At 69.6% G+C, this 14,154-nt stretch carries 11 protein-coding genes and 1 pseudogene; 5 read left to right on the forward strand and 7 right to left on the reverse strand.

Annotated features, from left to right (window positions below; translation table 11 throughout):
• The first annotated feature begins 10 nt into the window (after nt 1-10).
• Both CBM981_RS09760 and CBM981_RS09765 read left to right on the forward strand, forming a co-directional pair.
• Nucleotides 11-679, forward strand: a complete 669-nt coding sequence (locus CBM981_RS09760) for a ceramidase domain-containing protein (RefSeq protein ID WP_087068249.1) — start codon at nt 11-13, stop codon at nt 677-679.
• A complete protein-coding gene (locus tag CBM981_RS09765) occupies nt 676-1,581 on the forward strand; it encodes an SWIM zinc finger family protein (protein WP_087068250.1) in 906 nt (301 codons plus the stop codon). Before CBM981_RS09760 ends, CBM981_RS09765 begins: the two co-directional genes overlap by 4 nt.
• A gap of 18 nt (nt 1,582-1,599) precedes the next feature.
• Here CBM981_RS09765 and CBM981_RS09770 read toward each other — a convergent pair whose 3' ends face one another.
• From CBM981_RS09770 to CBM981_RS09790, 5 genes and pseudogenes are all read right to left on the reverse strand, one after another.
• Nucleotides 1,600-2,277, reverse strand: coding sequence for a helix-turn-helix domain-containing protein (locus tag CBM981_RS09770; RefSeq protein ID WP_087068251.1), 678 nt, complete (start codon nt 2,275-2,277; stop codon nt 1,600-1,602).
• On the reverse strand, nt 2,267-3,076 hold the full coding sequence (locus CBM981_RS09775) for an ABC transporter ATP-binding protein (protein WP_087068252.1): 810 nt from the start codon (nt 3,074-3,076) through the stop codon (nt 2,267-2,269). The genes CBM981_RS09770 and CBM981_RS09775 overlap by 11 nt, the downstream gene beginning before the upstream one ends.
• A 140-nt stretch (nt 3,077-3,216) precedes the next feature.
• Nucleotides 3,217-4,002: pseudogene (locus CBM981_RS09780) on the reverse strand (nitrate ABC transporter ATP-binding protein); the annotation flags it as partial.
• Between the two features lie 19 nt (nt 4,003-4,021).
• The gene (gene ntrB, locus CBM981_RS09785) at nt 4,022-4,858 is read right to left on the reverse strand and encodes a nitrate ABC transporter permease (RefSeq protein ID WP_087068253.1); all 837 of its coding nucleotides are present in this window, start codon (nt 4,856-4,858) and stop codon (nt 4,022-4,024) included.
• Nucleotides 4,859-4,920: 62 nt separating this feature from the next.
• Nucleotides 4,921-6,231, reverse strand: coding sequence for a CmpA/NrtA family ABC transporter substrate-binding protein (locus CBM981_RS09790; RefSeq protein ID WP_087068254.1), 1,311 nt, complete (start codon nt 6,229-6,231; stop codon nt 4,921-4,923).
• Between the two features lie 251 nt (nt 6,232-6,482).
• Between CBM981_RS09790 and CBM981_RS09795 the strand changes: the two genes are divergently transcribed.
• From CBM981_RS09795 to CBM981_RS09805, 3 genes are all read left to right on the forward strand, one after another.
• On the forward strand, nt 6,483-6,977 hold the full coding sequence (locus CBM981_RS09795; protein WP_369801601.1) for an MEKHLA domain-containing protein: 495 nt from the start codon (nt 6,483-6,485) through the stop codon (nt 6,975-6,977).
• 125 nt (nt 6,978-7,102) lie between these two features.
• Entirely contained in the window at nt 7,103-8,902 is a 1,800-nt protein-coding gene (locus CBM981_RS09800) for a diflavin flavoprotein (RefSeq protein ID WP_225867338.1), read from the forward strand.
• Nucleotides 8,902-10,749, forward strand: coding sequence for a diflavin flavoprotein (locus CBM981_RS09805; RefSeq protein WP_087068256.1), 1,848 nt, complete (start codon nt 8,902-8,904; stop codon nt 10,747-10,749). The genes CBM981_RS09800 and CBM981_RS09805 overlap by 1 nt, the downstream gene beginning before the upstream one ends.
• Before the next feature lie 32 nt (nt 10,750-10,781).
• On the opposite strand, the gene CBM981_RS09810 is transcribed toward CBM981_RS09805, so the two are convergent.
• Complete coding sequence (locus tag CBM981_RS09810) at nt 10,782-10,973, reverse strand: hypothetical protein (RefSeq protein ID WP_157665395.1); 192 nt, start codon at nt 10,971-10,973, stop codon at nt 10,782-10,784.
• 186 nt (nt 10,974-11,159) lie between these two features.
• Nucleotides 11,160-14,126, reverse strand: coding sequence for an aminomethyl-transferring glycine dehydrogenase (gcvP, locus tag CBM981_RS09815; RefSeq protein ID WP_087068257.1), 2,967 nt, complete (start codon nt 14,124-14,126; stop codon nt 11,160-11,162).
• Nucleotides 14,127-14,154 lie beyond the last annotated feature (28 nt).

A 14,154-nucleotide genomic window follows, 5' to 3' on the forward strand; every position in this document is an offset into this window, starting at 1 on the left:
GGCGGTCGGCATGGACCTCGACCTCTACTGCGAGCGGCTGGGGCCAGGACTGCTGGCCGAGCCGGTGAACGCCCTCACCAACGCCGGCTTCTTCCTGGCCGCCTGGTGGATCTGGCGACGGGCGCCGCTGCGCCGGGGGCGGGTCGATCGCGGCATGGCGGTGCTGGTGGCGCTGGTGGTGGCCATCGGCGTGGGCAGCACCCTGTTCCACACCACCGCCAGCCGCTGGGCCCTGGTGGCCGACGTGCTGCCGATCCTGCTGTTTCAGCTTGTCTTCCTCTGGCTCTATCTGCGGCGGCGGTGGCGTCTGGCGATCCCGCCGGCGCTGGGCCTGGTCGCGCTGTTCGCGGCGGCCACCCTGGTGAGCCGCTCCTGGCCCCAGCTCGTCAATGGGTCCCTCGCCTACGCGCCCAGCCTGCTGGTGTTGCTGCTGCTGGGCTGGCGGGAGAGGGGTCTGCGGCCCGGGGGCAGTCGGAGCTGGCCCTCCCTGCTCGTGGCCGGCGCCGTCTTCGCCGTGTCTCTCACCCTGCGCAGCGTGGATCCGCTGGTGTGCCCCTGGCTGCCGCTGGGCACCCATCCGGCCTGGCATCTGCTCAATGCCGTGGTGCTGGCGCTGGCCTGCCGCTCCCTGATGGGTCCGTCGCCCGGGCCACCGGAACAGGGCATACTCAGCCCATGACCGTGAGCCCCATCACCACCCAGCTCGGCGATGAAGGCCTGAGCCAGCAGCCGTGGTGGGTGGACCAGTGGATGGAGTTGATCAACTCCTACCGCTACAAGAAACGGCTGGAGCGCGCCTGGGACTATGCCCGCTCCGGCAATGTCACCTCGATCCGCTTCGAGGGCCGCCGGGTGCACGCCCGGGTGCAGGGGAGCCGCCCCGATCCCTACAAGGTGAAGCTCTGGCTGGACGTGCTCAACGATGACGACTGGGGCTTCGTGCTCGAGGCCCTGAGTCAGAAGGCGCGCTGGTCGGCCCAGCTGCTGGCGGGGGTGATGCCCGAGGACATCGAACGGGCCTTCGCCGCCAGCGGCAAGCGGCTCTTCCCGTTCAAGCTGCAGGAGGTGCGCAGTGAGTGCACCTGCCCGGACAAGACCAACCCCTGCAAGCACGTCAGCGCCGTGTTCTACCTGATGGGGGAGCGCTTCAGCGAAGACCCCTTCGTGCTGTTCCAGCTGCGGGGGCGCTCCCGGGCCCAGCTGCTGGCCGATCTGGCCAAGCGGCGCCGCAAGGTGCTGGCCAAGCAGGCCCGCTCCCGCGGCGGCGGCCCGGACAAGGCCGCTCCCGCCCATCCGGTGCATGCCGCCATCCTCGATCCCAGCCGCTGGTGGCGCTACGACGCCGCCCTGCCGCCGGATCTGGTGGTGATCACCCCTGCCATGGAGGGCGACACCGGCCTGGATGCGGCCGGGCCGTTGCCCCTGGCGGAGGAGCCCCGCTTCCCCGAGGCCAACCGCCTGTTCCTGGAGCATCTCCAGGACCACAGCCGTGCGCGCGCTGCCCTGGCCATGGCGCGGGCGATGGGCAACGGCGATGGCGAGCAGGCGGCGGTGGCACAGACGGCGGTGGCGGGCACCTGATCGCGGCCGCCGCCGGCTTCAGACCGCGCTGCGGCCGGCGGCCGGCCTGAGGGCAAGCAGCGTCGGGCTGAGGCGCAGCCCCCCTTCGGCCGAGGCCTCCACCCCGATCAGCCCCGCCTGACGCCACTTGGAGAGCAGCCGCGTCACGGTGACGCGGGTGTGGCCGATCAGACCGGCGATCCGCTCGTGGGTGAGCCGCAGCGGCAGATCCACCCAGGCGCCGCAGCGCCGGCCCAGCCGTTCCGCCAGCAGTTGCAGCAGCGCCAGCAGCCGCTGCTCGGCGTCGTCCAGATGGCGCACCAGCAGCAGCGCAACGGTCCAGTCGTTGAGGCTGGCCGCGCCAGCTGGCGGCACCCCCGCCGCCGCCGCCACCAGCACCACAGGGGTGAGGGCCTCGAGATGCAGCCGGGCGCGACGGAGCAGGTCGAGGGGCAGATGGTCACCGCCACAGAGGAAACCCAGCGTCACCACCCGCTCGGGGCCCAGGTCCCAGGGTGCGCATGAACCGGGAGCGATCTCCCCAGGCTCGCTGACAGCCACCCGGAGCAGGCCGGCCTGCACCACGAAGCTCGCACAACGGAGGAGGGCCGTTTCGTCGAGGAGGAGGGTGTGCCCAGCCGCGATGTGCAGGGGAGGCTGGCTGGGCGGGAAGGGGAGGGTGCCGGCGGGGATGACGCTGAGCGCGTCAGTCGACATCGTGGGCGTGGCGGCGGAAGAGGAAATCCATGGCGTGGTTGCGCAGCTGGGCGTAGCGCGGATCCTCCTGGATCGATTCGTAGCGGCGGGGGCGCTCGAACGGCACCGGCAGAATCTCGCCGATGGTGGCGGCAGGCCCGTTGGTCATCATCACGATGCGGTCCGCCAGGAAGAGCGCCTCATCGATGTCGTGGGTGATCATCAGCACCGTGGGGCGATTCACCCGCCACACCGCCAGCAGCTCCTCCTGCAGCTCCTCCTTGGTGATCGCATCGAGGGCACCGAAGGGCTCATCGAGCACCAGCACCGCCGGGTTCACGGCCAGGGCGCGGGCGATCGCCACCCGTTGCCGCATGCCACCGGAGAGCTGGGGGGGACGCTTGTCCCGGGAGTCGAGCAGGTGCACCATCGCCAGGTGATGCTCCACCACCTGGGCGCGGCTGGCCCTGGGCAACTCCGGCCGCGCCGCCTTCACCGCCAGCTCCACGTTCTCCCACACCGTTTTCCAGGGAAGGAGCGAGTAGTTCTGGAACACCACCATCCGGTCGGGGCCGGGGCGTTCGATCACCTCACCGTGCAGGGTGACGCGACCATGGCTGGGACGCAGGAATCCCGACACCATGTTGAGCAGGGTGCTCTTGCCACAGCCGGAGTGGCCGATCACGCAGAGGAACTCCCCCTCGTTCACGCTCAGATTGATGTCGCGCAGGGCTTCGAACGGGCCGCGCGGGGTGGGGAACACCTGGCCCACGGCCTCGAACTCCAGGAAGCCCCGGCGGGGATCAGATGTGGTTGCCATGGCAGCGGACACGACGGGTGGAGGGGAGGGTGCAGGGGAAGGTGGACGGGAAGGAGATGCGGAAGAACTGGGGGAACGGCCGTGGCGGGGCTGGATCCGGAGAGGCATGGTCCGAACAGGGCGGCGAGTTACTGCGGGCGTGGCGGAGCTGTCCTCAGGCGGCGCTGCTCCTGGAGGAAATGGATCAGTTCGGCGCGAAGGTGGTAGTAATCGGGATGGCCCATCACGTCGAGGCGATCGCGCGGCCGCGGCAGGGGCACCTCGAGAATCCGGCCGATGCGGGCCCGGGGCCCATTGCTGAGCATCACCACCCGGTCGGAGAGCAGCAGCGCCTCGTCCACGTCGTGGGTCACCATCACGGCGGTGAGGCCCGATTCCTGGCACACCTGCATCAGCTGCTGCTGCAGATTGCCGCGGGTGAGGGCATCGAGGGCACCGAAGGGCTCATCGAGCAGCAGCAGCCGGGGGCGGATCGCCAGGGCCCGGGCAATGGCCACCCGCTGCCGCATGCCTCCGGAGAGCTCCGAGGGGAAGCGGTCCGCCGCCTGGGTGAGGCCCACGGCCTGGATGTTGCGTTCCACGATGGCGCGGCGTTCCGCCGGCGTGGCTGCGGCCATCACGGCATTCACCGCCAGGGCGATGTTCTGCCGCACAGTTTTCCAGGGCAGAAGTGAGTAGTTCTGGAATACCACCATCCGATCGGGGCCGGGTTCGCTCACCTCGCGCCCGTTCATCAGGATGCCGCCCTTGCTCGCCTGGTTCAGGCCGGCGAGCAGGTTGAGCAGGGTGCTCTTGCCACAGCCGGAGTGGCCGATCAGGGAGACGAATTCGCCTTCGGCAATGTCGAGATCAATGTTCTCGAGAGCCACGTAGTGGCCGCCCCCGTCGAGGGGGAACACCTGGGTGACGGCATCCACCGTGACCAGGCCTGCAGCGGTGACCACCTCAGTTGGCTCCCTTGCTCACCTTGGAGCCCACGAAGGCCACCAGCCGATCCAGGGCCAGCCCCACGATGCCCACATACACGATGGCCAGAATGATCTGACTGGCGCTGGAGTCACCGCCGGCGTTGTAGGCGTCCCAGATGAAATAGCCAATGCCCCCATCCGCCTTGAGCATCTCGGCAGCCACGATCGCCAGCCAGGCCAGGCCCACAGCAATTCTCAACCCGGTGAACACATAGGGAACGGTGGCCGGAATCACGATGTTCTGAATGTAATCCGACTTGCGCAGCCGCAACACACGGGCCACGTTGGTGTAATCCTGGGGAATCTGGCGGATACCGACCGCCGTGTTGATGATGATCGGCCAGATCGCCGTGATGAAGATCACGAACACGGCCGAGGTGTTGGCATCCTGAAACACCATCAGCGAAATCGGGAACCAGGCCAGCGGCGGCACCGTGCGCAGCACCTGGATCACGGGATCGAAACCCTGGCCGATGAACCGGTTCATGCCGAGCAGCCCGCCGATGGCGATGCCCACCACGGCGGAAAGCCCATAGCCGAGGGCGACCCGCTGCAGCGAGATCAGGATCTGCAGGCCCAGCCCCTTGCTGGTGCCACCATCGTCATAGAAGGGCTGACTGATGTACGGATCCCACGTATCCACGATCACGTTCACCGGCCCTGGCAGCCGGGCGGCACCCAGCAGCAGCGAGAGCAGCTGCCACGCCAGCAGGAAGGAGCCGATGCAGAGCAGATAGGGAACCACCTGGGGCAGGCCCGGCAGAAGCCTCCGCAACCGCGAACGGCTCCGGGGCGGTGAGGCGGTGAGGGTCATCGCGACAACATGCAAGAGGAATGGGTGGTCGCCGCCCGGGGTAAGCGACGACCGAGGGGAGTTCAGGCCAGCGCCTTGATCTTGAGGCTGTCGAGGTAGGCCTTCGGGTTCTCGGGGTCAAACACCACACCATCGAAGAAGGTTTCCTTGCCGCGGGAATCACTGGCGGGGATGGCCTTCTCCTGGCCGATGGCCTTGGCGGCCTCCTTCCACATGTCGGAGCGGTTCACCTGGTCGATCAGGGTCTTGGTGTTGATGTCCTGGGGCAGGTAGCCCCAGCGGATGTCCTCGGTGAGGAACCAGAGATCGTGGCTCTTGTAGGGGAAGGAGTAGGAATCGGTGTCCTTCCAGAAGTGCATGCGCAGGGGCGAATCCTTCACCATGCGGCCATCGCCGTAGTCGAAGGTTCCAGCCAGGCGGGGCTTGATGTCTTCCACCTTGGCCTTGAAGTATTTGTCCTTCGAGGTGATCTCGCACAGCTCGTCGAGGTTGGCCGGATCCTGACACCACATCTGGGCCTCCTGCACCGCCATCAGCAGGGCCATGGCGGCCTTGGGGTTCTTGTCCACCCAGTCGGCGCGCAGCGAGAAGGCCTTCTCGGGGTGATCCTTCCAGAGCTCACCGGTGATCGCGGCAGTGTAGCCGAGTTTCTTGTTCACCAGGCGCTGGTTCCACGGCTCACCCACACAGAAGGTGTCCATGGTGCCGGTCTGCATGTTGGCCACCATCTGGGGGGGCGGCACCACCACCAGGTCGGCATCCTTGTTGGGATCGATGCCGTTGGCTGACAGCCAGTAGCGCATCCAGAGGTCGTGGGTGCCGCCGGGGAAGGTCATGGCAGCCTTGAGCAGCTTGCCGCTGGCCTTCTTGCGATCGGCGATCTCCTTCAGCTTGGGATCCTTGATCGTGACCTTTTCAGCCAGAAACTCATTGGAGAGGGAAAGACCCTGGCCATTCACATTCAAGCGCGCCAGGATATACATCGGCAGCGGCTTGTTGGTCTTGGTGATTTTGCCGGCCGTCAACAGATACGGCATCGGCGTGAGGATGTGGGCGCCATCGATGCCGCCGCTGCCTCCACCGAGTTCCAGGTTGTCGCGGGTGGCGGCCCAGGAGGTCTGCTTCACCACCTTGGTGTCGGGCATGCCGTGCTTGGCGAAGAAGCCCTTCTCCTTGGCGATGATCAGGGGGGAGGCATCGGTGAGGGCGATGAAACCGAGGGTGGCACCCTTCACCTCGGTGTCGGAAGCTCCCGTGGGGGCAGGGGTGGAACTGGTTGTCGACTGGTTGCTGCCACACGCGCTCAACCAGACGGCACCGGCGGCGGTGCCGGCGGCGGTGATCAGAAACTTACGGCGGGAAAGACTTGACATGGAGCCTTCGGGGAAGCCTGGAAATGGCCGGAGAAAGAACAACGCCTGAGGCGCTGGCCTCCGGACGGGCTCCAGAACGAAGCGCACCGTGCCGGTGATAGGAGCTGGCGCCAATGCTTGCCAGCGGCGACTAAAGAATCACGGCGCAGATCCCCCTGAGCGTGTCTATGGCTACCAATTGCAAAGTTGGTGCTGAAGCCCTAGCCGGCGGGGGCCGTTTCACAATGGCTTGCCCCGTCGGATCCCTCCCCGTGCCGACCCCCGCGGCCTGGTTCTCCCCAGCGGCACTTCAGGCCGCCCTGCGGATCCTGCAGTCCCACCAGCGGGCCTTCGGGCGGCCCCTGCTGGGGGGTCTGCGCGCCGATGCATCACCGGAGCAGCAGGCGGAGGCCCTGTTCAGCTCTGCGGCACCGGTGCTGGCCCATGACGGCGCCGATCCCGGCGCTGATCCCGGCCCCCGGCTGATCTATGCCAACCGGGCCGCCCTGGTGCTCTGGAAGCGCCGCTGGGCGGAGATGGTGGGGCTGCCCTCCCAGCTCACGGCCGAACCCCACGAGCGCGGCCGCCGCCACCAGGCCCTGCGCAGCGCCCGGGCGGCCACGGCCCTCGAGGGCTACAGCGGCGTGCGCATCGACAGCCAGGGCCGGCGCTTCCAGATCAGGGGAGCGCGCCTCTGGACGCTGTGGGACGCCGCAGGCCAGCCCTGCGGGCAGGCCGCGCGCTTCAGCGACTGGCACTGGCTGTGACCGTGGCAGGGGCGGTGACCACGACCACAGCCCCGAGCACAGCCGACCACATCGGCGGGTGGGGCCCCACGAGTCAGCCCTCCGGGCAGCCTCCTTACAGTTCAGGCCGTTCCACCGGGTGTCCCATGGGAGCTGTCACCTCCACGTCCGCCACGACGTCCGGCGCCGCCTCCGGAGCCACCTCCGAAGCGGCGCCCCGCCTCAGCCTGCAGTGCGAGGCCATCGCCGCCGACACCACCACCATCCGCTCGCTGGACTGGGACCGCAGCCGCTTCGACATCGAGTTCGGTCTTCGCAACGGCACCACCTACAACGCCTTCCTGGTGCGGGGCGAGCAGACGGCGCTGATCGACACCAGCCACCTCAAGTTCGCCGATACCTGGCTGCCCCTGCTGGAGGAGCAGGTCGATCCCCTGGCGATCGACTGTCTGATCGTGTCGCACACCGAACCAGACCATTCCGGGCTGATCGGCCACCTGATCGATCGCAATCCGGAGATCCTGATCGTGGGCTCGAAGGTGGCGATCCAGTTCCTGGAGAACCAGGTGCACCGCCCCTTCCGCAGCCGTGCCGTCAAGAGTGGCGACGAACTCGATCTGGGCACCAACCCCGAGAGCGGCGTGCAGCACCGCTTCTCCTTCCTCAGCGCCCCCAACCTGCACTGGCCCGACACGATCTTTTCCTACGACCACGGCACCGGCATCCTCTACACCTGCGACGCCTTCGGCCTCCACTACTGCTCCGAAGATGTGTTCGACGTGGATCCCGGCGCGATCGCCCCGGACTTCCGCTTCTACTACGACTGCCTGATGGGCCCCAACGCCCGCAGCGTGCTGCAGGCGCTCAAGCGCATGGAGGGGCTGCCGGAGATCACCACGATCGCCGTGGGGCACGGTCCGCTGCTGCGCCATCACCTCAGCCTCTGGGTGGACGACTACCGCGACTGGAGCACGGGCCGCAGCAGCGGTGAGGTGTACGCGGCCGTGTGTTACGTGAGCCAGTACGGCTTCTGCGACCGGCTCAGCCAGGCCATCGCCCGCGGCATCGGCAAGGCCGGCGCCCAAGTGCAGCTGGTGGATCTGCGCGCCACCGACGCCCAGGAGCTCAGTGCCCTGGTGGGCGAGGCGAGCGCCGTGGTGGTGCCCACCTGGCCGGCCGGAGCCGACGCCGAGCTGCAGGCCTCGATCGGCACGTTGTTGGCGGCCCTCAAGCCCAAGCAGTGGGTGGCCTGCTACGACGCCTTCGGCGGCAACGACGAGCCGATCGACACCGTGGCCGCCAAGCTGCGCAGCCTCGGCCAGAAGCCGGCCTTCGATCCCCTGCGGGTGCGCCAGGTGCCCCAGGCGGAGGACTACCAGCGCTGCGAGGAGGCCGGCACCGACCTGGGCCAGCTGCTCACCAAGGCGAAGACGATCGCGGCCATGAAAGCCCTCGACGGTGACCTCGACAAGGCTCTGGGCCGCCTCAGCGGCGGGCTTTACGTGGTGACGGCCCAGCAGACCACCGACGATGGGGGATCACTCAGCAGCGCCATGGTGGCCAGCTGGGTGAGCCAGGCCAGCTTCGAGCCGCCCGGCATCACCGTGGCGGTGGCCAAGGACCGGGCGATCGAATCGCTGATGCAGGTGGGCGACCGCTTCGTGCTCAACATCCTGCGGGAGGACAACCACCAGCAGCTGCTGCGCCACTTCCTCAAGCGTTTCCCGCCCGGGGCCGACCGCTTCGCCGGCGTGGCCATCGTGGAGGGAGCCGCCGCCGGCGGGCCCGTGCTCGGCGATGCCCTGGCGTTCCTCGGCTGCCGCGTGGCCCAGCGGATGGAGGGCCCCGACCACTGGATCATCTATGCCGAAGTGGAGGAGGGCAATGTGGCCGACACTGAGGCCACCACCGCCGTGCACCACCGCAAGGTGGGCAACCACTACTGATGAAGACCTCGATCAGCGGATCAGCCGTTGCAGCAGCCCCGGCAGTTGAGCGCCGCGTGCTGGTGATCCCCCTGGAGCCCGGCCTGGTGTGCCTGCGGGGGCTGAGTCCACGCCGGTCGCGCTTCGAGGTGGAGTACGGCCTGGAGCGGGGCACCACGGCCAACAGCTTCCTGTTCGAGTCGGGCAGCTCCGAGGGCGGCCACACCGTGCCGCCGGTGCTGATCCATCCCCCGGGCATGACCTATGCCGAACCCTTCTTCGCGGCCCTGGCGGAGCTGGTGCCCGGCGATGCTCCACTGAAGGTGGTGGTGGGGGTGGTGAACCCCAACCGGGTGGAACTGCTGCGGGCCATGGCGGAGCGCTGGCCCCACATGGCCCTGGTGGCCTCCAATGCCGGGGCCAAGCTGGTGCGCGAACTCTGGGATCAGCGGCGGCCCGCCCCGGCCGGCGCGCCGGAGCCGGCACCCCTGCCGCCCCAGCCGCCGATCGACGTGGTGAAGCAGGAGGCGTGCCGGCCCCTGGCCGCTGGACTGCAGCTGCGGCTGATCCCGGCCCCCACCCCCCGCTGGCCCGGCGCCCTGATGGCCTTCGAGGAGAGCACAGGCCTGCTGATGAGCAGCAAGTTCTTCTCCGCCCACATCTGCCAGGAGCGGTTCGCCGAGGCGAACCGCAGCAGCACCGAGGAAGACCGGCGCTGGTTCTACGACTGCCTGATGGCCCCGATGGCCCGGCAGGTGGACACCGTTCTCGACCGGATCGACGAACTGCCGATCCGCACGATCGCGCCCTTCCACGGCCCGGCCATCGCCGAGAGCTGGCGCAGCCTCCTGGCCGACTACCGCCGCTGGGGGGAGGGCCAGAACCGCTCCCGGCTGTCGGTGGCCCTGCTCTACGCCAGCGCCTACGGCAACACCGCCACCATCGCCGATGCCCTGGCCCAGGGGGTGGCCCGCACGGGCGTGCGGGTGGAGAGCCTCAACTGCGAGTTCAGCGAGCCTGAGCAGCTGCTCGCCGTGATCCGCTCCGCCGATGCCCTGCTGATCGGCTCCCCCACCCTGGGCGGCCATGCCCCCACGCCGATCGTGGCGGCCCTCGGCACAGTGCTCGCCGAGGGCGACCGCAGCAAGCCGGTGGGGGTGTTCGGCAGCTACGGCTGGAGCGGCGAGGCCCTCGACCTGCTGGAGAGCAAGCTGCGCGACGGCGGCTTCCGCTTCGCCTTCGAGCCGATCAAGGTGAAGTTCAGCCCCGATCCCGTCACCGTCAAGACGATCGAGGAAACCGGCACGGCCCTGGGCCGGGAGCTGCTCGGCGCCAGAAAACGCCAGGAGCGCCGCACCGCCGGAGGCCTGCAGGAGAGCCGCACCAACCCCGCCATCCAGGCGCTGGGCCGGGTGGTGGGCTCCCTGTGCGTGCTCACGGCCGTGAAGCCCTCCGGCGATACGCGTCTGGGGGGGGCGATGGTGGCCAGCTGGGTGAGCCAGGCCAGTTTCACGCCCCCTGGCTTCACCGTGGCCGTGGCCAAGGACCGGGCAGTGGAGGGGCTGCTCCACATCGGCGACCGGTTCGCGCTCAATGTGCTGGCGGCGGGCCGGGAGACCGGTCCCATGAAACAGTTCCTCAAACCCTTCAGCCCGGGGGCCGACCGCTTTGCGGGGCTCAACCTGGAGGAGACCCCCGGAGGCCAGCCCGTGCTGCCCGAGGCCCTCGCCTGGCTCGAAGCCCGCGTGAGCCAGCGGATGGAGTGCGGCGACCACTGGCTCATCTACGCCGAAGCCCGTGAGGGTGGGGTGCTCGATGCCGCCGGCACCACGGCGGTGCACCAGCGGCGCAGCGGCGCCCAGTACTGATCCCGTCCGACCCCGCAGGGCGCCGCTCAGGCTCAGGCGGCCCGGGGAGGGGGCGTGGGATCGCTGCCGCCCTGCTGGAACGGGATCACCAGGGTGGCCCAGTGATCCGGCCGCTCGGGCCGGGTGCGACGGGCGCGTCGCATGCCGAAGGCCACCCGCACCACGTTGGTCCCTTCCACAGGACCGAGGCTGCGCCCCTGCTTGCCGTCTTGGTCGCCGCTCATGATCCCCCACACGATGGATGGCTGAAACCCAGTCCCAGGCGGTGAACGGGTGCCGACACGGAGTCGTGCCGTTGCTGCGCCCACGAGCGCAGTTGCACCAGATTTTCCGGGAAAAGCAAGGGAAGAATCCTAAAGAGAATCTTTTGCCTGCCCTTCCCGGCTGCCGCCAGTGTGCGGCATGACCCCTCAGGCAGCCGTAGCCAAAGGCTCCGCCAGGGCCACTTCCTCAACCGACGGACAGGTGCAGGCCAGGTTGCGATCGCCGTAGGCGTTGTCGATCCGGGCGACGGCGGGCCAGAACTTCGCCTCCCGCTGCCCCTCCCCGGCGGGGAACGCCGCCTGGCGGCGGCTGTAGGGGCGGTCCCAGCTGTCGCCGGTGACGCAGGCCAGGGTGTGGGGCGCGCGCTTCAGCGGATTGTCCGTGGGGTCGCAGTGGCCCTCCTCGATCGCCCGGGCCTCGCCGCGGATCGCCACCATCGCCGCGCAGAAGCGGTTGAGCTCGGCGAGGCTCTCGCTCTCGGTGGGCTCCACCATCACGGTGCCGGCCACCGGCCAGCTCACCGTGGGGGCGTGGAAGCCGTAATCCATCAGGCGCTTGGCCAGATCGTCCACCTCCAGCCCGATGCTGCGCTTGAGCGGCCGCAGATCGAGGATGCACTCGTGGGCCACCCGCCCCTGGGCTCCCCGGTAGAGCACCGGGAAATGGGGGTCGAGGCGCCGGGCGATCAGATTGGCGCTCAGCAGGGCCACCTGGCTGGCCTGGCGCAGGCCGGCTCCACCCATCATGCGGATGTACATCCAGCTGATCGGCAGGATCGAGGCGCTGCCCAGGGGTGCCGCAGCCACCGGTCCAGCCGCGCCCGCTTCCCCGGGGCTGCAGGGGTCTCCGGGAAGGAAGGGCACCAGGTGCCGGGCCACCGCGATCGGCCCCACGCCGGGGCCGCCGCCGCCGTGGGGGATGCAGAAGGTCTTGTGCAGGTTCAGGTGACAGACGTCGGCGCCGTACAGCCCCGGCTTGCACAGCCCCACCTGGGCATTGAGGTTGGCGCCATCGAGATACACCTGGCCGCCGTGCTCGTGCACCAGCTGGCAGATGCGGCGGATGGCGGTCTCGAACACCCCGTGGGTGGAGGGGTAGGTGACCATCAGGGCCGCCAGGCGGGCGGCATGGCGCTGCGCCTTGGCCTCCAGATCGGCCAGGTCGACGTTGCCCTGGTCATCACAGGCCACGGCCACCACCTGCATGCCCGCCATCACGGCGCTGGCGGGGTTGGTGCCATGGGCGCTGGTGGGGATCAGGCAGACATCGCGATGCTGCTCGCCGCGGCTGCGGTGCCAGGCGCGGATCGCCAGCAACCCGGCATATTCGCCCTGGGAGCCGGCGTTGGGCTGGAGCGACACCCCCGCAAAGCCGGTGATCGCGGCCAGCCAGCGCTCCAGATCCGCCGCCAGCCGGCGGTAACCGGCAGTCTGAGCCGCGGGGGCGAACGGGTGCAGCTGGGCGAAGGCCGGCCAGCTCACGGGGGCCAGCTCGGCCGCCGCATTCAGCTTCATCGTGCAGCTGCCCAGCGGGATCATGCCGTGCACCAGGGAGAGGTCCCGGCTCACCAGCCGCTGGATGTAGCGCAGCAGCTCGGTTTCGCTGCGGTGCCGGTGGAACACCGGCTGCTGCAGCCAGGCCCCCCGGCGCTGGGGAATGGCCTGCCAGCCGTCCAGCCCGTCATCACGGCCGAGGGCCTCCCGGCAGGCCTGCCAGGCACGGTCGGCCTCGGAGGGCCCGGGGGCCAGGCAGGTGAGCAGCCGCTGGAGTTCCTCCGCACTGCTGCACTCATCGAGGCTGATCCCCACGCCGCCCTCCAGGGCCAGCAGGTTGAAGCCCCCCGCGAGGGCAGCCTCCAGCAGCTCGGAGGCCCGGCGGGTGGGCACGCACACCGTGTCGAAGCCCGTAGCGGGCTCGGGCGGCAGATCGAGCGCCCTCAGGCCGGCCACCAGGCCGCCGCGCAACCGCACCACCCGCTCGGCGATGGCCCGCAGACCGTCCGGCCCGTGGTGGATGGCGTAGAAGCCGGCGATCACGGCCAGCAGCACCTGGGCCGTGCAGATGTTGCTGGTGGCCTTGTCGCGGCGGATGTGCTGCTCCCGGGTCTGCAGCGCCAGGCGCAGGGCCGGCTGGCCCTCGGCATCGAGCGAGCGGCCCACGATGCGGCCCGGAATCTGGCGCTTGTAGGCCTCCCGGGTGGCGAAGAAGGCGGCATGGGGTCCTCCGAAGCCCATCGGCACGCCGAAGCGCTGGGCACTGCCCACGGCGATGTCCACCCCCAGATCCCCCACCGGCGCCAGCAGCACCTGGGCCAGGGGATCGACGGCGGCGGCGGTCACGAGGCCGGCGGCCCCGGCGGCGGCCAGCAGGGGGGCGGGATCCCAGAGCTGGCCCTGCTGGCCGGGGAGCTGGAGCAGCAGCCCGAAGGCATCGGCGAACAGCTCCTCCGCCGGGGGGGCGGTGCCGGAGGCCAGGCGGGCCGCCAGGGCCGCCGCGTCGAGGCAGGTGAGCGTGATACCGAGGGGTTCGGCCCGGGTGCGGAGCACCGCCAGGGTCTGGGGCAGCACCTGGGCATCCACCAGGAAGCGGCTGGCACCGCCGTGCCGGCCCACGGCGCGGGCCATGGCCATCGCCTCGGCGGCGGCCGTGGCCTCATCCAGCAGGGAGGCGTTGGCGATCGGCAGGCCGGTGAGCTCGCTGATCAGGGTCTGGAAGTTGAGCAGGGCTTCCAGGCGGCCCTGGGCGATCTCGGCCTGGTACGGGGTGTAGGCGGTGTACCAGGCGGGGTTCTCGAACACGTGGCGCTGGATCACCGCCGGGGTGGCCGTGGCGTGGTAGCCCTGGCCGATCAGGCTGCGCACCACCCGGTTGTCGCTGGCGATGGCGGCCAGCTCGGCCAGAGCCGTGGCCTCGTCGCAGGGGCTGGGCAGCCCGGCCTCCGCCTCCTCGGCACTGAGCAGGATGTCGGCCGGCACCACCTGCCGGCCCAGCTCCTCCAGGCTCCCGAGCCCCAGTTCCTCCAGCATCGCCGCCTGGTCGGCCTGGCTCGGCCCGATGTGGCGCTGCACGAAACTCGCGGGGCGGAGGGGATCGCTGCCGCAACTGTTCGGCATCAGGTCATCTCGGAGCGGACCATGCCGA

Origin of the sequence: Cyanobium sp. NIES-981 (assembly GCF_900088535.1) — a bacterium.
In the GTDB taxonomy this organism is placed as follows: domain Bacteria; phylum Cyanobacteriota; class Cyanobacteriia; order PCC-6307; family Cyanobiaceae; genus NIES-981.

What these genes read in the sequence shown, in the direction of transcription:
- CBM981_RS09760 (WP_087068249.1), top strand. Translation starts at nt 11, where the DNA reads ATGGACCTCGACCTCTACTGCGAGCGGCTGGGGCCAGGACTGCTGGCC.
- CBM981_RS09765 (WP_087068250.1), top strand. Translation starts at nt 676, where the DNA reads ATGACCGTGAGCCCCATCACCACCCAGCTCGGCGATGAAGGCCTGAGC.
- CBM981_RS09770 (WP_087068251.1), bottom strand. Translation starts at nt 2,277, where the DNA reads ATGTCGACTGACGCGCTCAGCGTCATCCCCGCCGGCACCCTCCCCTTC.
- CBM981_RS09775 (WP_087068252.1), bottom strand. Translation starts at nt 3,076, where the DNA reads ATGGCAACCACATCTGATCCCCGCCGGGGCTTCCTGGAGTTCGAGGCC.
- ntrB (WP_087068253.1), bottom strand. Translation starts at nt 4,858, where the DNA reads ATGACCCTCACCGCCTCACCGCCCCGGAGCCGTTCGCGGTTGCGGAGG.
- CBM981_RS09790 (WP_087068254.1), bottom strand. Translation starts at nt 6,231, where the DNA reads ATGTCAAGTCTTTCCCGCCGTAAGTTTCTGATCACCGCCGCCGGCACC.
- CBM981_RS09800 (WP_225867338.1), top strand. Translation starts at nt 7,103, where the DNA reads ATGGGAGCTGTCACCTCCACGTCCGCCACGACGTCCGGCGCCGCCTCC.
- CBM981_RS09805 (WP_087068256.1), top strand. Translation starts at nt 8,902, where the DNA reads ATGAAGACCTCGATCAGCGGATCAGCCGTTGCAGCAGCCCCGGCAGTT.
- CBM981_RS09810 (WP_157665395.1), bottom strand. Translation starts at nt 10,973, where the DNA reads ATGAGCGGCGACCAAGACGGCAAGCAGGGGCGCAGCCTCGGTCCTGTG.
- gcvP (WP_087068257.1), bottom strand. Translation starts at nt 14,126, where the DNA reads ATGCCGAACAGTTGCGGCAGCGATCCCCTCCGCCCCGCGAGTTTCGTG.